The organism is Peteryoungia desertarenae, assembly GCF_005860795.2.
Lineage (GTDB): Bacteria > Pseudomonadota > Alphaproteobacteria > Rhizobiales > Rhizobiaceae > Allorhizobium > Allorhizobium desertarenae.
This window is the reverse complement of record NZ_CP058350.1, coordinates 1,135,663-1,152,626: the sequence shown is the minus strand read 5'-3', so window position 1 is coordinate 1,152,626 and position 16,964 is coordinate 1,135,663. Positions and strand designations below refer to the sequence as shown.

Genomic DNA, 16,964 nt, shown 5'->3' with positions numbered 1-16,964 from the left:
GTAACAGGACACCTCTACGGAGGGGAGCATTGGAAACGGCCAGCCATCTCCCCGGCTGCCAATTCCAGGGATCAAGGATCCCGCAACCGGGACTGCCGACCACGGATGTACTGGCGGCAGCAATCCCGGTTTTCTGTTTTGTGCAGGCCACCCGCCTGAAAGGCGAGATCTAGCAGGTTGCTCCAGCCTCTGTCGGCACGCTAAGTGCTGGCTCTCAAGCCAGTCGCGAGCGCCCTTCATGTCGGAAATCTCCCAAGACGTTCTTCCACTTTTCATTCTGATCCTTCTCGGCTTTGCCCTCGTACGCGCAGGCATAGTCGATCAGAAAATCGGGGACGCACTAGGGGATTTTGTTTTCAAGGTCGCTGTGCCCATGCTGTTGTTTCGCACGATTGTTGCTGCTGACTTTCAGGGAGCCTCGCCCTTTCGTCTCTGGATCGCCTATTTTACCGGCGTCGGTCTCACCTGGTTTCTCGGCCACCTGCTGGCGACACGACTGTTTGGCCTCGACTTGCGCATGGGCGTTCTTGCCGGGTTGTCTGCCGCTTTCGCCAACAACGTCTTCATTGGTCTGCCGCTGGTCGATCACACGATCGGTCAGGATGGAATGCTGGCCATGTCGATCCTGCTTGCCATCCATCTGCCGCTGATGATGATTGTCGGCACGCTGGCGATGGAACAGGCCGAACGGGCGGTAAGGGGCCCTGACCACAAGCCGGGAGGCATCCGGACCATCTTGAGGCAGGTCGGAATGAACCTTGTCCGCAATCCGCTGATCATTGGTCTGACTGCCGGACTTGCGGTACAGGTCATGGATTTCGAACTTCCGCAAGTGATCGACAGTGTAGTTGGTCAGATCGCCGGAGTTGCAGCGCCGACGGCGCTCATATCGCTTGGGATGACGCTGAACAGTTATCGCATGATCGACCAGCTCGGGATTTCGTCGACAGTCGCAATTTTGAAACTTTTCTTCATGCCGGCTATCGTCTGGGGCGGTTGCCACCTCTTGTCCCTGAGCCCAACCTGGACGGCCGCACTCGTTCTCACCTCTTGTGTCCCGACCGGCATCAATGCCTGGCTGATTGCCAACCGTTTTGGTGTCGGACAAGGCCTCGCTGCCTCTGTCATAACGCAGTCAACGGCCGCAGGCGTTGTCAGCGTGACCTTCTGGGCCTGGCTTCTGCTGTAACGGGCGCCCAAAACGCAAGATGCCCGGTCTGGCCGGGCATCTTTGTAACCACCGAACTTAATCAACGGCATCAGTTCGTTGCTGGAGGCTCCGGCAGCGCAACCTGCGCATCCGCCATCGTGTTCAAATACAGAATGAGATCGGCGCGCTCGTCGTCCTTTTTGATACCCGCAAAGCCCATGGACGTACCCGGGACATGGCGCTTCGGTGCCAACAGGAATTCGTTGAGGTGATCCCAGGTCCAAAGTTCAGCACCACCCTGCGAAAATTCCTTGAGAGCAGAGGAATAGCTGAAGCCTTCATGCGTTGCGATCGGACGGTCAACGAGACCATAGAGGTTCGGACCAACCCTGTTCGCCCCACCCTTGTCGATGGTATGACAGCTCGCACATTTCTTGAATACGCTCTCGCCAGCGGTCGCATCGGCACTCGCGAGCAGAACCGCAATCGGCGTTGCCTCTTCCACAACCGGTGCCTCATCGCTCGTCGCAACTTCGGCAACAATGGCGAAGCCTTCTTGCTCAGGCGCTTCAGCATGGAAGATCCCATCCGAGGCGATCGATACGGACATGAGAACGAAAACGGTGCCCAGGAATGCACCTACACCCATGTTCACATAAGAGTTCATCTGCAAAGCTCCCCATGCAGTCGGTTGAACGGCAACCAGACGATCTTGAAATCGGGCGGAACCTATGTCTTTTGCAAAACACTTGCAACACGATTATGGTCCCGCAACTGGGACTTTTTGCCACTTCTCGGGTGGAATTAGAAGGGGTTAACGATGAATAACCGCATTGCGGGCAAGGCAGTGGTGCTGATTCCTGCCCGTATGGCCTCGACAAGGCTTCCCGGAAAGCCTCTGGCCGATATTGCCGGCCTGCCAATGATCGTTCAGGTGGCACATCGTGCGCGCGAGGCTGATGTCGGGCGAATCATCGTTGCCGTGGACGATCAGCGAACTTTTGATGCTGTCGCATCGGCCGGATATGAGGCCGTGATGACACGACTGGACCATCAATCAGGGTCCGACCGCATCCATGAAGCCTTGGGCAAGAGTGATGCCGGAGCCGATGCCGACATTATCATCAACGTGCAGGGAGACCTGCCGACGATTGATCCTGCGACGATTCGATCAGCTCTTTCCCCTCTTGAGGAGCCAAGCGTCGATATCGCAACACTCACGGTCGAGATCACGGAAGAAGCGGAAAAGACCAACCCCAATGTCGTGAAGGTCGTTGGATCGCCAATTGGCCAGAACAGGCTCAGGGCCCTCTACTTTACCCGCGCAACCGCACCCTATGGCGCCGGACCGCTCTATCATCACATCGGCCTCTACGCCTATCGGCGCTCTACTCTGGAACGTTTCGTCTCGCTTCCGCCCTCGACACTGGAGAAGCGTGAATCGCTCGAACAGTTGCGGGCACTGGAGGTCGGGATGCGGATCGACGCGCAAGTCGTCAACACGATCCCGCTCGGCGTCGATACCCCGGCAGACCTCGAAAAAGCCCGGCGCATTCTCTCTTCATCTTCTCAGTAAGGACATCAAGTCTTGGCTTCCACCAACGTGATTGCATTCCAGGGCGACTTCGGCGCCAATTCAGACATGGCCTGCCGCGACATGTTCCCGGACATGGCGCCCCTGCCATGCGCGACTTTCGAAGATGCCTTTGTGGCACTTGAGAGCGGCGAGGCCGATCTCGCAATGATCCCGATCGAAAACACGCTGGCAGGACGTGTTGCCGACATCCATTATCTTCTGCCGCTGTCGCGTCTGCATATTGTGGGCGAGTATTTCATGCCGATCCGGTTTCAGCTGATGGTGCTGCCAGGCGTGAAGCTCGATGAAATCCGCACCGTGCATAGCCACATCCATGCACTTGGCCAATGCCGGAAGATCATCCGAAGCCATGGATGGAAGGCCGTGGTTGCAGGGGACACCGCTGGGGCTGCGAAACTTGTCTCGGAAAAGGGTGACCGGACCATGGCCGCACTCGCACCACGGCTTGCGGCCTCGCTTTACGGGCTCGATATCCTGGCAGAAAACGTTGAAGACTCAGAAAACAACGTGACGCGTTTCGTGGTCCTCTCGCGTGACGAGGACGAACCGAAGCGGACGAGCGCGGACGAGCGCTTCATCACGACCTTTGTTTTCAATGTTCGCAATATTCCGGCGGCCCTTTACAAGGCAATGGGTGGATTTGCGACGAACGGGGTCAATATGACGAAGCTCGAGAGCTACCAGATTGGCGGCAAGTTCATCGCCACCCAATTCTATGCCGATATAGAAGGCCATCCAGACGATGCGGCGGTCAAGCGAGCGCTAGAAGAACTGCGCTTCTTTTCCGAGAAGGTCCGCATCCTCGGCGTCTACAAGGCGCATCAGATGCGCGGTAAGCTCTGATCATCCTCAGCCTCTCGGCCAGTCGAGCCAGTCGCGCATGAGGCGGTTGGCGATGGTGCCGTCATTCGGCGCCTTCTCGATTTCCGAGCGGTGATCGATCATGGCCTGCACCTCGTCGCGGGTGAACCAGCGGCAATCGGCAAGCTCTGCCTCGTCCCTCGTTACCTCCAGGCTCAGGGCTTCGGCATAACAGCCGATCATCAGCTGATGCGGCATCGGCCATGGCTGCGATGCATGATAGCGTACGCGCCCGATCACGATACCAGACTCTTCGAAGGTCTCGCGGCGCACTGCACTCTCGATCGTCTCGGCGGGTTCGATGAAGCCGGCCAGGCAGGAATACATGCCTTCGGGAAAGTGGGCGCCGCGGCCCAGCAAGCACCGGTCATTGGCCTCGTCAATTGTCATCATGATGACGACGGGATCGGTACGCGGGAAAAAGACGCGGCTGCAATGGATGCACTCGCGCTTATAGCCGCCGATGCGCGTCTCGACCGGCTTGCCGCAACCACCGCAGAAGCGATTCTCCTTGTTCCAGTGCAGCAGGCTGAAGCCCTGGGCCGCCTCGCCCACCAGCTCGGGATCAACGCCCTCCTCCCGAAACAGTGCGCGGGGTGACAGCAGCTTGTACTGGGCCGTCAAGTTCTCTTCGGTCGCGCGGACGGGAACCGCTATCCGGTATTCGCCATTGGGCTTGCGCCCCAACAGGATGGCGCTTTCCAGATCGGGTTCAAGATCGGCCAGTTCGTAGGGCGCAAACAGCGGATCAAGAACCTGGCCGTCATGTTTGAGAACCAGCGCATTCCCGGCAAACGCGAGAATATGCATTCCGTCCAGCGCAAAGGCTTCCGCCAGGCTATCCTCGTTGCGATGCTCGGCATAGCGATCGAGGCCGTTGCCGGAAAAGGCTGTGAGGGCGCTGGCTTCGGGATGGGGTGCGGCGGTATCGAAAATTGAAATGCTCATTGCAAAAGGCCACGCAGCTTGTTTGCCATCTGGTTGAAAGTTTCATCCGTGTGGGGGACAGGCGTTCCATGACCCCAGATCGGGCGAGGCCAGTTTTCATCGCCCTCGAAACGGGCAACAACATGGACATGGAGTTGGCGAACAACATTGCCGATCGCAGCGATGTTGATCTTGTCGGCGCCAGTCATCGCCTTCAAAGCCTTGGCCACGTGGACCTGCTCTTGGGCCAGGAGGCTCTGCTCCTCTTCTGAAAGATCAAATATCTCACTCACATCGGGACGGCGAGGGACAAGGATGACCCAGGGCCAGCGGCTGTCGCGGGCAAGGCGGACATCACATAGCTCGAGATGGGCAAGGGATTGGCTATCGCTGGCAAGGCGTTCATCAAGGGCATAGGGTTCCAAGCGTGTTTCTCCGCAGGTGTTTTTCGCAAGCCTATCAGTTTTTTATGGGCTTGGCTTGCATTTGAGTGGAGAATTGCCGATATGTGGCGCGGGAGGTTGGTGGTGGACGAGCCACTCGCCAACCGGGTCAGGTCCGGAAGGAAGCAGCCCTAACGAGCGCGGCACGGGTCATCGTGCCAGCCTCCCACCTTATCTCCATGACCGGCCAATGTATCTCGCATGGGCCGAACCGTGCCCGAAGGCCGGGCGGATTGGGAAGCCCTAAGCGCGATGAGCGATAAAGAGCCCGCAGCGACTGACCCCAAGACCGCCTCGACGGCCTACCGCGTCCTTGCCCGCAAATACCGTCCCAAGGATTTTTCGGACCTTATGGTCGGCCAGGAACCCATGGTTCGCACGCTGACCAATGCGTTCGAAACGGGCCGGATTGCGCAAGCCTATATGCTGACCGGGGTGCGCGGAGTGGGAAAGACCACGACGGCCCGCATTCTCGCCCGTGCTCTCAACTACAAGACAGCCGACGTCGACAAGCCGACGATCGATCTGCGCAGCCCCGGCGAACACTGCCAGGCAATCATGGAAGGCCGCCATGTCGACGTGATCGAGATGGATGCAGCCTCACACACCGGCATCGACGACATCCGCGAGATCATCGAGCAGGTGCGCTACCGACCCGTCTCGGCGCGCTACAAGGTCTATATCATCGACGAAGTGCACATGCTGTCGACGGCCGCTTTCAACGGTCTCCTGAAGACATTGGAAGAGCCGCCGGAACATGTGAAGTTCATTTTTGCAACGACGGAAATCCGCAAGGTCCCGATCACTGTCCTCTCACGCTGCCAGCGGTTTGACCTGCGGCGGATCAGTGCAAGCGACCTCGTCGGCCTTTTTACAACCATTCTCTCCAAAGAAGGGATTGCGGCTGAGGACGATGCGCTGGCTATGATTGCCCGCGCTGCCGAAGGCTCGGCCAGAGATGGCCTATCGCTGCTCGACCAGGCGATCGCCCATGGTGCCGGGGCGGTCAGGACAGAGGCCGTCCGCTCCATGCTGGGGCTTGCCGACAGGGCGCGCATCGTCGACCTTTTCGAGCATATCGTCCGTGGCGACGTTGCCGCTGCCCTGGACGAGTTTGGCAGCCAGTATGAAGCAGGCGCCAATCCGACCGTGGTGCTGACGGATCTTGCAGACTTTACCCATCTGGTGACCCGACTGAAATATGTCCCATCGGCAGCTCATGATGCGTCGCTGAGCGAAATCGAACGGGTGCGCGGTGGAGAATTGGCTGAAAGCCTTGCGGTCACCACGCTGTCGCGCATGTGGCAGATGCTGCTAAAGGGTATTCCAGAGGCCGAGGGTTCATCGCGCCCGGCCGGGGCAGCCGAGATGGTGATCATTCGTCTGGCGCATGCTGCGCATCTGCCCTCGCCCGAGGAAGCGGCTCGCCGCCTTCTCGAAATGGGCGATGGGCCTTCGGCTGGCGAACGCGGACCTTCAACTACACGACCGGGCGGTGGCGGTGCTACTGCTTCCCTGGCGGCACGACCAGCACTGATTGCGCAGACCAAGCCAGAACCGACACGCATTCAGCAATCTCAGCCTGTTGCCCACCTCCAGAGCGTTCCGGCTGGTGATGCGCTCCCTTCCGCGGTTGAGCATGCGGAAGTGAGGCAGGCCGAGGCCCACCCGGCACCAAAGGTAAACGTCCGTTCGCTGGAAGATATTGCAGACCTCTGCACCCAGAACCGTGATCCGAAGCTGAAGGCATTGCTGCGCAATTATGCACGGCTGGTGCGCATTGAGCCAGGACGGCTTGAGATCAACCTCCCACCGGATGCACCGAAATCCTTTGTCAGTGATCTGCAAAAGCGGCTCGAGGAATGGACCGAGATCCGCTGGATGGTCATCCTGAGCCGCGAGCCTGGTCAGCCGACACTGGTTGAAGCTGAGGCCAGCACACGGGAAGCACGTCTCATCGATGCGCGGCAAGACCCCGACGTCGCCGCCATTCTCAGCCGTTTTCCTGGCGCAAAGATTACGGATGTGCGCATCAAGGCAACCGCCGAGGATGAAGATGAGGACGTGAAGCCGCCGCCAGCCGTTGCCGAATCCGATGAGGGTGACATCCTTCCCGGCGATGATATCGAATTCTGACAATCCGGATCGACCCCAGGCTCCATCTGATGAGCCGAAATACGATCATACAGGGCAATGAACGAGAACAAGGAGACCGAAATGCGCGACATCATGGGCATGATGGGCAAGGTCAAGGAAATGCAGGCCAAGATGGAAAAGATGCAGGCGGAGATCGCCGCATTGGAAATCGAAGGCAAGTCCGGCGGCGGCCTCGTGACCGTCACGCTGAACGGCAAGGGCGAGATGCGGGGCCTGAAGATCGATCCTTCGCTGTTCAAGGAAGATGACGTCGAGATCCTTGAGGATCTGATTGTTGCCGCCCACAAGGACGCCAAGGACAAGGGCGAAGCCCAGGCGCAGGAAAAGATGGCAGCCCTGACGGCTGGCATCCCGATGCCGCCGGGCATGAAGTTTCCCTTCTGATCAGACGATCTGAAGCGACCGGGCGGGACTTTCTCAGTAGACCCGTTCGGGCCAAGGATTTTCCCCGTGGCGCAGCCATTCAAGCGACTTTTCCCAGAAATCCGTGCGGTGACGGGCATGGAAGAGGCCGAAATGGCCGACCTTCCGGTGGCCGAGATCTTCGGGCGACAGGAGGATGCGCGTCGTCGTGGCGCCTGAATAGTAGGCGGTTGCGCGTCGAATTGCAGCCGGTGTCGCAATCGGATCGTCAGACATAGTCACAGAGAGAACGGGCGCGCGCATTCTCCTGAAATTCTCGCGCAGACGCTCTGATGCCGCAGGCTCAAGGCCCTGCTCTACCCTTCCGCGCTGCAGCGCCCATTCAAGCGCAACATGCTTTGGCAGATCCTCCAGCCAGCCCAGCCGCTTTCCTGGAAAGTAACCGAGAGCTTGCGTGACGAGTGGCATCGCCAGATGCCATTTCACGAAAAGCGACGGTCGGTAGCGGCGCATATAATCGCCCCAATAGCCATATTGCCCGCCGACAGAGAGCAGACCGTCCAGGCGGTCAACCGAACCGGCATAACCCGGCAAAAATCCGCCGATGCTGTGACCAACCACCAGCACGCGTCCGGTGCCGTCAGCCTTCAGGGCATGATCGAGTGCGGCGTCAAAATCCTGCTCACCCCATTCCCGCCAGGTATAGGTAATGCCTTTCAGGTCTGTCGGACGGGAGAGGCCGATGCCCCGATAGTCATAGGTGAGCGCGTTGAAGCCGTTCTCGGTCAGGAAGCGCGCATAATAGTTATAGTATCGCGCGGCAACGCCGGTTGCCGAGTTGATCACGACCGTTGCCTGCGCCGTAACCTGCGAAGGCCACCAATGGCCGCGAAGCCGAACGCCGTCGCGACAGCGCAGCTCCACATCGATCGGATTGATCTCCCGTGGCATGGCTGTCAGAGACTTTTCGCTTCGAGCGCCTTGCGGAAGCGCTCTGCCAGTGGTGCACGCAAGAAACGGGTGAGCGCCTCGCGGGAGTGTGTCTTGCCGTAGGCAACCATCATCTCCCTGAGTGTCAGCCTCTCACCTTGATAGGGCAGGTATTCGACTGTCTGGTCGGTCGTCAGCACGCCCGGGGCAATGACCCGGCAATAGGCACCTGGACGCGCAGCCTTCGTATAGCGCTTGACGAAGGAGGGATCGTCCATGCGGGCGGCAAATGTTGCACAGGGGATGCGTGGTGCGGTGACTTCCAGCACGACCTCGCCAATCCGCAACCGGTCACCGACGGCCAGAATACCATTTTCCAGGCCTTCGATTGTCAGGTTCTCTCCAAATTGGCCCGGCGGTACCGGTCTGCCGAGTTCTTCTGCCCACCGCGACAGATCCATTGCACCCTCGACATAGATCGCCTGATCAGGGCCGCCATGGTGTTTCCTGTTGCAGATGGTGTCGCCTACCAGACCTTCCCTGTCGACCAAGACTGCTCCACCAACCGGCACCTTGTTGATCCCGGTCTTGTAGCTCTTGCCGGCAAGGATTTCCGGCTTACCGCGACAGATGGCGAGGATTTTCATGGATGGGCCTGTCTTCAACGATTCCGTTCCCCCGCGTTATGAGCTAGAAACGCGCCCATGGCAAAGCGAGTCACCGGTCCGGAAATCGAAAAACTCATTCAGCTGCTGGCAAAGGTGCCAGGGCTTGGACCGCGCTCGGCGCGGCGGGCAGCCCTGCATCTGATCAAGAAGAAAGACCAGTTGCTTGGACCTCTCGGTCAAGCCATGGGTGAGGCCTATGACAAGGTCAAGATCTGCTCCTGCTGTGGGAACGTCGACACAATCGATCCCTGCACAGTCTGTACCGATGACCGGCGCGACCAGGGGGTCATCATCGTCGTCGAGGATGTGTCCGACCTCTGGGCTCTGGAGCGAGCCGGTGCCATGAATGCCGCCTATCATGTGCTCGGCGGCACGCTTTCGCCACTGGATGGGATTGGTCCTGACGACCTCAATATCCGCGGGCTGATCGATCGGGTGGCCAAGGGTGGCGTGCGTGAGATCATCATAGCGGTGAACGCGACGGTGGAAGGCCAGACGACGGCGCATTACATCACAGATCACCTGAACGGGCTTGATGTGAAGATCACCAGACTGGCGCATGGCGTCCCGGTCGGTGGGGAGCTTGATTACCTGGATGAGGGGACTTTGTCGGCAGCGCTGAGAGCCCGCACGGCAATCTGATACGACACATGGGAGGACGGCATGGGATTGAAGAAGGCGCTGCTATCCTGCCTTGCCTTGACGACGGCGCTTTGGGTCGGCCTGGTCCCGGAAACCGCTGCTGCCGCGCCGCGAGCTGAGGTCGAGGCACAATTTCGCCAATGGATCGCGACCGATCTCTGGCGTGAGGCGGAAGCGGCAGGCGTCAGCAAGGCCGCATTCGACCGCATTCTTTCCGATATTCGACTGAACTGGGATCTTCCCGATCTCGTTCCACCCGGCACCGAGCCGCCAAAAGCGCGGCCGCAGAGCCAGGCCGAATTTTCCTCGCCCGGCGCCTATTTCAACGAAAAGCGGTTGCAGGACCTTGCAGCGATCGGACGCAGCCTTGCCCGTCAGCATGCCGCAACGCTCAAGCGCATAGAGGCAGCTTACGGTGTGCCGGGCGAAATCATCATTGCGGTCTGGGGACGGGAATCAGGTTACGGTCGAGCGCGCCTTCCGCATGCAGCCATCGACGTTCTTGCCACCAAGGCCTTCATGTCAACCCGACCGGACCTCTTCCGTCGTGAACTGATCTCGGCTCTGCACATTATCGAGGGCGGTGATATTACTGCCGAGCGGATGATGGGGTCCTGGGCCGGAGCGCTGGGTCAGCCGCAGTTCATGCCGACCAGCTATCTGCGGTTTGCCGTCGACTTTGACGTTGATGGACATCGCGATATCTGGAACTCGGTCCCGGACAGTCTCGCCTCGATTGGCAATTATCTCGCCAAAAGCGGTTGGCAGACCGGTCGTGGCTGGGCCTATGAGATATCCATACCGGAGGGCGTGTCCTGCGCGCAGGAGGGGCCAGACAGGGCGCAGCCGCTGTCCTTCTGGGAGCAGCAGGGGATACGCCGGATCTCTGGTCCGGCCTTTCCTGCTGCCGAAGCGGGCAAGGACATGATGATGCTGGTGCCGGCGGGGACAAAAGGCCCTGAATTCCTGGTGACGCCAAACTTTTATGTGCTCAAGGAATACAATAACTCCGATCTCTATGCCCTTTTCATCGGCAATCTTGCCGACAGAATAGCGAATGGCTCAGGCGCCTTTGAAACACGCTGGGGCGATGTCGGAAAAATGCTGCGTTCGGATGTCCTGAAGATGCAGCAGTCACTCGTTGCCAAGGGCTATGACGTGGGTCGCGTGGACGGGCTTGCCGGCTTCAAGACCCGCCGCTCCATCGGCGAGTGGCAAAAGAGTGCAGGTCTTTCGCCAACCTGCTTTCCTGATGCCTCGCTCAAGGGTCGTCTTTGAACCGCTGTTTGCCAAAATCCAGCAAAAGCTTGCAAATCGGTCAAAGCGAGCGTATATGACCTTCAAATTCTTGATCGTCAGATGAAGAGTGGGCCCGAAAGGACCCGCTCTTTTTTGTTGGCGATACCATCCATCTGGGAGTATTGCGATTGTCCGACAACATGCCGAAGCCTGAAAAGGGCGAAGCACGGATCATCATTGAAACAGGCCTTGATCGCCGGATTGCCGAGATTATCGAACCGGTGCTCGTGGCGATGGACTTCAAGCTCGTTCGCGTGCGGATGATGAACCAGAACGGACTGACGCTGCAGGTCATGGCCGAACGCAGCGATGGCACGATGACCGTCGAAGACTGCGAAGCCGTATCAATGGCAATTTCGCCGGTCCTTGATGTGGAAGATCCGGTCGACAAGGCGTATCATCTGGAAGTATCCTCCCCCGGTATCGACCGCCCGATGGTGCGAAAATCAGATTTTTCTCGCTGGATTGGGCATATTGTCAAATGCGAGACGTCGATTGTGGTCGACAACCGCAAGCGGTTCCGTGGCAAGATCATTGCGGTCGATCATGAGGGTTTCACGCTCGAGCGTGATCAGGCGGCTTACGGCGAAGAGCCGAGGGTTGTGATCCCCTTCAATACGCTTGCGGAAGCGAAGCTGATTTTGACCGATGACCTGATCCGCGACGCACTGCGTGCAGACAAGTTGGCAAAGGCCGAGGCCGCCAACCAGAATAACGAAGACAGCAGCGAAGCATAAAGTTTGACAACCGCCCTCAGGATCTGATCCGGGGCAGGAAGACGGAGACCTAAGACAATGGCAGTCAGTGCTAACCGGCTCGAGCTCTTGCAGATCGCAGATGCCGTTGCCCGTGAAAAGGTGATCGACCGCGAAATCGTGCTCGCCGCCATGGCCGACGCGATCCAGAAGGCTGCCAGGTCGCGTTATGGCACCGAAACCAATATCCGCGCCGACATCAATTCGAAGACCGGCGAAATTCGCCTGCAGCGCCTTCTGGAAGTGGTCGAAAAGGTCGAGGACTACTCGACCCAGATCGCTCTGGAGCTGGCTCGCGATCGCAACGTGGACGCCAAGATCGGTGACTTCATTGCTGATCCGCTTCCGCCGATGGATTTCGGTCGTATTGCTGCGCAATCGGCCAAGCAGGTCATCGTGCAGAAGGTGCGCGAGGCCGAGCGTGACCGCCAGTTCGATGAATTCAAGGATCGCGTTGGCGAAATCGTCAACGGCACCGTCAAGCGCGTCGAGTATGGCAATGTCATCGTCGACCTCGGTCGTGGCGAAGGCATCATCCGTCGCGACGAGATGATCCCGCGCGAGGCCTTCCGTTACGGCGACCGCGTGCGTGCCTATGTCTACGACGTGCGCCGCGAACAGCGCGGTCCGCAGATCTTCCTGTCGCGCACCCATCCGCAGTTCATGGTGAAGCTCTTCACCATGGAAGTGCCGGAAATCTACGACGGTATCATTCAGATCAAGTCGGTTGCCCGTGATCCGGGCTCGCGCGCCAAGATCGCCGTCATTTCGAACGACTCGTCGATCGATCCGGTCGGTGCCTGCGTGGGTATGCGTGGTTCGCGTGTTCAGGCCGTTGTCGGTGAGCTGCAGGGCGAAAAGATCGACATCATCCCGTGGTCGAACGATCCGGCGTCCTTCATCGTCAACGCTCTCCAGCCGGCTGAAGTTGCCAAGGTTGTTCTCGACGAGGATGCAGAGCGCATCGAGGTCGTGGTACCGGACGAGCAGCTGTCGCTTGCCATCGGTCGCCGTGGCCAGAACGTACGTCTGGCCTCGCAGCTGACCGGCTGGGACATCGACATCATGACGGAAGCGGAAGAGTCCGAGCGCCGTCAGAAGGAATTCAACGAGCGCACCAATCTCTTCATGGACGCGCTCGACGTCGACGAAATGGTTGGTCAGGTTCTGGCATCGGAAGGCTTTGCCCAGGTCGAGGAACTGGCCTATGTTGAGCTTGACGAAATTGCCTCCATCGATGGCTTCGATGAAGACACGGCCAACGAAATCCAGATGCGCGCACGCGAGTATCTGGAAAAGATCGAGGCCGAGATGGATGCAAAGCGCAAGGAACTCGGAGTGTCCGACGAACTGCGCCAGATCGACGGCATGACATCGCAGATGATGGTTGCGCTTGGCGAAGATGGCATCAAGTCGATCGAGGACTTTGCCGGCTGCGCTGCTGATGATCTCGTCGGCTGGAGCGAGCGCAAGGATGGCGAGACCAAGAAGTTCGAAGGCCTGTTCTCGAAGTTTGACGTTTCCCGCGCCGAAGCCGAAAACATGATCGTGCAGGCTCGTCTTGCTGCCGGCTGGATCACCGAGGAAGACCTCGCGGCTCAGGCGGAAGACGCGGCCGATGTTGATGCCGAGGTCGAAGCAGAGCAGGGCCTGTGATGGCTCAGGAAGCTCAGGATCACGCTGGCGACGAAGCTGACTTCGACGACAGCGCCCTGAACGGACGCATGTGCATTGCGACCCGCGAAAGCGGATCGCCGGAGACGCTGCTCAGATTCGTGGCAGCACCTGATGGAACCATCGTTCCCGATCTGAAGCGCACGCTTCCCGGTCGGGGATGCTGGATCAGCCCCCGTAGGGAGGCAATCGAGAAGGCGGTGGCAAAGAAGCTCTTTGCCCGCGCCCTGAAACGGGATGTGAAAGTGGATCCCGATCTCGCTGGAACGGTCGACCGGCTGCTTGTCAGCCAGCTGACGGGGATGATGAACATGGCCCGCAAGGCCGGACAGTTCTTCACTGGCGCGGCCAAGGTAGAACTGGCCGTCCGCAACGGCGAGGCCATAGCAGTCTTCCATTCTTTGGAAGCAGCTGCTGATGGCATTCGAAAAATCGACCAGGCCCGAAAGGCCTGGCACCTCGGAACGGGGGCAGAGGCGGAAATACCGTCTTTTATTCTTCTGACCGGGGCGGAAATGGACCAACTGATGGGCCAGAACGCGTTTATCCATGCTTGCGCGCTTGCAGGGCAGGCGGGTGAAGGTGTAGTGAAGCGCGCAAACCTGCTCGAAACCTATCGCGGCAAACCGTCGCGTGTGGCGAGCAGCGCTGGTCCGGAACCACAATGACACGGTCACCGGCTATCGCCGGCCTCCGTGGTGCAGGACAGTATGTGAACGGCGAGGTCTGATGCTTGGCATCCGGCCCCGCTCGAAGGAACGGGAACGGAATGACCGACAGCAAAGACGACAAGACACTCAGCGTAGCGGGCAAGAAGACACTCACCCTGAAACCGTCAGGCGTGAGCCAGGGCACCGTACGCCAGGATATGGGTCGCGGTCGCACGAAGGCCGTCGTGGTGGAGACGCGCAAGCGTCGCCCGATCCGCCCGGAAGATGACAAGCCGCAGGTGCCAGCAGCCCGCACGGCAGAGGCCGCGCCAGCCGCCGCGCCGCCGGCGCCACGTCCGGCTCAGCCAGCCCAGCCGCCCCGCATCCACCAGCCAGCTCCGCAGGGGCAGCGGCCACAGCAGGTCAACCGTCAGCCGGACCGCCCGCAGCAACCGAACCGTCAGCCAGAACGTCCACGCGGTGCCGTTCTGCACGATCTGTCGGCCAGCGAGATGGACGCGCGTCGTCGCGCCTTGATGGAAGCACAGGCGCGGGAGGTCGAAGAGGCCAAGATCCGTGCCGCCGAAGACGCACGACGCCAAAAGGAAGCCGAAGAAGCGGCGCGTCTGGCGGCTGAAGAACGCGCACGTCGTGCGGCAGAGCCTGAAGTCGAGGCGAAGGAAGACGACAAGGCTGAGGCCAAGGTGGAAGCCGAAATTCCTGCGGTTCCGCCCGTGGTTGCGCCACGTCCTGCGGCGAGTGAGCGTCCCGCCCCGGCAGCGCCTGCCCCGCAGAACTTTGCGCGTGGACGCAAGATCAATGATGATGACGATGATCGTGGGCCGGTTCGCTCAGTGCCCGGCCGTGGAAAGGTGGCCGCCCCTGTGGCTGCCAAGGTTCCGGCTCGCCCGAAAGGCGAAGACGAGCGTCGACGTGGCAAGCTCACGGTGACCACGGCTGATGTGGACGAAGAGGGCGGTTCGTCCCGCGGACGCTCCTTGTCGGCCATGCGTCGCCGTCAGGAGAAATTCCGTCGCAGCCAGATCCAGGAACCGCGCGAGAAGGTCATGCGCGAAGTCATCCTGCCGGAAACGATCACGATTCAGGAACTGTCGCAACGTATGTCCGAACGGGCCGTCGACGTGATCAAGTACCTGATGAAGGAAGGTCAGATGATGAAGCCGGGCGACGTCATCGACGCCGACCTTGCGGAAATCATCGCCACCGAGTTCGGCCATACCGTCAAGCGCGTATCGGAATCCGATGTTGAAGAGGGTATCTTCAACGTCAAGGACGATGAAGGCGAACTGGTAACGCGTCCGCCCGTGGTCACCATCATGGGTCACGTCGACCATGGTAAGACTTCGCTCCTCGACGCGATCCGCAAGGCGAACGTGGTCGCTGGTGAAGCCGGCGGGATCACCCAGCATATCGGTGCCTATCAGGTTGAACAGAACGGCCAGAAGATCACCTTTATCGACACACCCGGCCACGCCGCCTTTACCGCGATGCGTGCCCGTGGCGCACAGGCGACTGACATTGCCATCCTGGTGGTTGCTGCCGACGACAGCGTGATGCCGCAGACGATCGAATCGATCAATCACGCCAAGGCGGCCAACGTGCCGATCATCGTGGCGATCAACAAGATCGACAAGCATGAGGCCAACCCGGACAAGGTTCGCCAGCAGCTTCTGCAGCATGAAGTCTTCGTGGAATCCATGGGTGGTGAAGTGCTTGATGTCGAAGTTTCGGCGAAGAACAAGCTCAATCTCGATAAGCTGCTTGAAGCCGTGCTGCTTCAGGCCGAAATTCTCGACCTGAAGGCCGACCCGACGCGCACCGCCGAAGGTACCGTCATCGAAGCCCAACTCGATCGTGGTCGTGGCGCCGTTGCAACGGTTCTCGTCCAGAAGGGCACGCTCAAGCCGGGCCAGATCATCGTGGCCGGCGACCAGTGGGGTCGCGTGCGTGCGTTGGTCAACGACAAGGGCGAACACGTCAAGGAAGCGGGTCCGGCCATGCCGGTCGAGATCCTCGGCCTGTCGGGCACGCCTGCTGCCGGTGACAAGTTCGCTGTGGTCGAGAACGAGAGCCGCGCGCGCGAAATCTCCGAATATCGTCAGCGTCTGGCACGCGACAAGGCAGCCGCCCGCCAGTCGGGCTCACGCGGCTCGCTCGAGCAGATGATGAGCAAGCTTCAGGATACCGGTTTCAAGGAGTTCCCGCTGGTCATCAAGGCGGACGTGCAGGGCTCGGTCGAAGCGATCGTTGCAGCGCTCGACAAGCTCGGTACCGACGAAGTACGTGCCCGCATCGTTCATTCCGGTGCAGGTGCCATCACAGAGTCGGATATCTCGCTCGCCGAGGCGTCGAACGCGGCCATCATCGGCTTCAACGTTCGCGCAAACGCTCAGGCGCGTACCGCGTCTGAACGGGCTGGTATCGAAATCCGCTACTACAACATCATCTACGATCTGGTAGATGACGTGAAGGCAGCGATGTCGGGCTTGCTCTCGCCGGAACGCCGCGAAACCTTCCTCGGCAATGCGGAGATCCTCGAAGTCTTCAACATTACCAAGGTTGGCAAGGTTGCCGGTTGCCGCGTCGTCGATGGCAAGGTGGAACGTGGTGCGGGCGTGCGCCTCATCCGCGACAACGTCGTCATCCACGAAGGCAAGCTCAAGACGCTCAAGCGCTTCAAGGACGAAGTCTCCGAAGTGCCCATGGGTCAGGAGTGCGGCATGGCGTTCGAGAACTACGAAGACATTCGGGCCGGCGACACGATCGAGTGCTTCCGCGTCGAGCACGTCACGCGTACGCTTTGATCGCAGGCGTTTCGAAACCAGAT

Annotated in this window: 16 protein-coding genes and 1 other RNA gene; 12 read left to right on the top strand and 5 right to left on the bottom strand. The window is 59.7% G+C overall.

Annotated features, from left to right (window positions below; translation table 11 throughout):
* The first annotated feature begins 238 nt into the window (after window positions 1-238).
* Window positions 239-1,189 (top strand): AEC family transporter, encoded by a 951-nt coding sequence (locus FE840_RS05365; protein ID WP_138285848.1) that lies wholly within the window; start codon window positions 239-241, stop codon window positions 1,187-1,189.
* A gap of 70 nt (window positions 1,190-1,259) precedes the next feature.
* Here FE840_RS05365 and FE840_RS05360 read toward each other — a convergent pair whose 3' ends face one another.
* Window positions 1,260-1,817 carry a c-type cytochrome gene (locus tag FE840_RS05360; RefSeq protein ID WP_138285849.1) on the bottom strand — a complete coding sequence of 186 codons (558 nt, stop codon included), beginning with the start codon at window positions 1,815-1,817 and terminating at the stop codon, window positions 1,260-1,262.
* A gap of 153 nt (window positions 1,818-1,970) precedes the next feature.
* Here FE840_RS05360 and FE840_RS05355 point away from each other — a divergent pair, with 153 nt between their 5' ends.
* Window positions 1,971-2,726, top strand: coding sequence for a 3-deoxy-manno-octulosonate cytidylyltransferase (locus FE840_RS05355; protein WP_138285850.1), 756 nt, complete (start codon window positions 1,971-1,973; stop codon window positions 2,724-2,726).
* A gap of 66 nt (window positions 2,727-2,792) precedes the next feature.
* On the top strand, window positions 2,793-3,590 hold the full coding sequence (locus tag FE840_RS05350) for a prephenate dehydratase (protein WP_246318888.1): 798 nt from the start codon (window positions 2,793-2,795) through the stop codon (window positions 3,588-3,590).
* A 6-nt stretch (window positions 3,591-3,596) separates the two neighbouring features.
* Here the strand turns inward: FE840_RS05350 and nudC are convergent, their stop codons facing one another.
* Together nudC and FE840_RS05340 are read right to left on the bottom strand one after the other, a co-directional pair.
* Window positions 3,597-4,556 carry an NAD(+) diphosphatase gene (gene nudC / locus FE840_RS05345; RefSeq protein WP_138285852.1) on the bottom strand — a complete coding sequence of 320 codons (960 nt, stop codon included), beginning with the start codon at window positions 4,554-4,556 and terminating at the stop codon, window positions 3,597-3,599.
* Entirely contained in the window at window positions 4,553-4,960 is a 408-nt protein-coding gene (locus FE840_RS05340; RefSeq protein WP_138285853.1) for an HIT family protein, read from the bottom strand. The genes nudC and FE840_RS05340 overlap by 4 nt, the downstream gene beginning before the upstream one ends.
* 91 nt (window positions 4,961-5,051) lie before the next feature.
* Between FE840_RS05340 and ffs the strand changes: the two genes are divergently transcribed.
* From ffs to FE840_RS05325, 3 genes are all read left to right on the top strand, one after another.
* Window positions 5,052-5,148, top strand: an RNA gene (gene ffs, locus FE840_RS05335) — signal recognition particle sRNA small type.
* 82 nt (window positions 5,149-5,230) lie between these two features.
* A complete protein-coding gene (locus FE840_RS05330) occupies window positions 5,231-7,114 on the top strand; it encodes a DNA polymerase III subunit gamma/tau (RefSeq protein WP_138285854.1) in 1,884 nt (627 codons plus the stop codon).
* Between the two features lie 81 nt (window positions 7,115-7,195).
* Window positions 7,196-7,519 (top strand): YbaB/EbfC family nucleoid-associated protein, encoded by a 324-nt coding sequence (locus tag FE840_RS05325; protein WP_138286011.1) that lies wholly within the window; start codon window positions 7,196-7,198, stop codon window positions 7,517-7,519.
* Between the two features lie 33 nt (window positions 7,520-7,552).
* Here FE840_RS05325 and FE840_RS05320 read toward each other — a convergent pair whose 3' ends face one another.
* Window positions 7,553-8,449 carry an alpha/beta hydrolase family protein gene (locus FE840_RS05320; RefSeq protein ID WP_138285855.1) on the bottom strand — a complete coding sequence of 299 codons (897 nt, stop codon included), beginning with the start codon at window positions 8,447-8,449 and terminating at the stop codon, window positions 7,553-7,555.
* Between the two features lie 5 nt (window positions 8,450-8,454).
* Window positions 8,455-9,075, bottom strand: coding sequence for an MOSC domain-containing protein (locus FE840_RS05315; RefSeq protein ID WP_138285856.1), 621 nt, complete (start codon window positions 9,073-9,075; stop codon window positions 8,455-8,457).
* A 57-nt stretch (window positions 9,076-9,132) separates the two neighbouring features.
* On the opposite strand from FE840_RS05315, the gene recR reads away from it, so the two are divergent.
* The 6 genes from recR to infB all read left to right on the top strand — a co-directional run bounded on the left by recR (window position 9,133) and on the right by infB (window position 16,941).
* Entirely contained in the window at window positions 9,133-9,738 is a 606-nt protein-coding gene (gene recR, locus FE840_RS05310; protein ID WP_138285857.1) for a recombination mediator RecR, read from the top strand.
* A 21-nt stretch (window positions 9,739-9,759) separates the two neighbouring features.
* The gene (locus FE840_RS05305) at window positions 9,760-11,016 is read left to right on the top strand and encodes a lytic murein transglycosylase (RefSeq protein WP_138285858.1); all 1,257 of its coding nucleotides are present in this window, start codon (window positions 9,760-9,762) and stop codon (window positions 11,014-11,016) included.
* A gap of 161 nt (window positions 11,017-11,177) precedes the next feature.
* Window positions 11,178-11,774, top strand: a complete 597-nt coding sequence (gene rimP, locus FE840_RS05300) for a ribosome maturation factor RimP (protein ID WP_138285859.1) — start codon at window positions 11,178-11,180, stop codon at window positions 11,772-11,774.
* Window positions 11,775-11,831: 57 nt separating this feature from the next.
* Window positions 11,832-13,448, top strand: a complete 1,617-nt coding sequence (gene nusA / locus FE840_RS05295; RefSeq protein WP_138285860.1) for a transcription termination factor NusA — start codon at window positions 11,832-11,834, stop codon at window positions 13,446-13,448.
* Window positions 13,448-14,134 (top strand): RNA-binding protein, encoded by a 687-nt coding sequence (locus tag FE840_RS05290; protein ID WP_138285861.1) that lies wholly within the window; start codon window positions 13,448-13,450, stop codon window positions 14,132-14,134. The genes nusA and FE840_RS05290 overlap by 1 nt, the downstream gene beginning before the upstream one ends.
* 101 nt (window positions 14,135-14,235) lie before the next feature.
* Entirely contained in the window at window positions 14,236-16,941 is a 2,706-nt protein-coding gene (gene infB, locus FE840_RS05285) for a translation initiation factor IF-2 (protein WP_138285862.1), read from the top strand.
* Window positions 16,942-16,964: the final 23 nt, after the last annotated feature.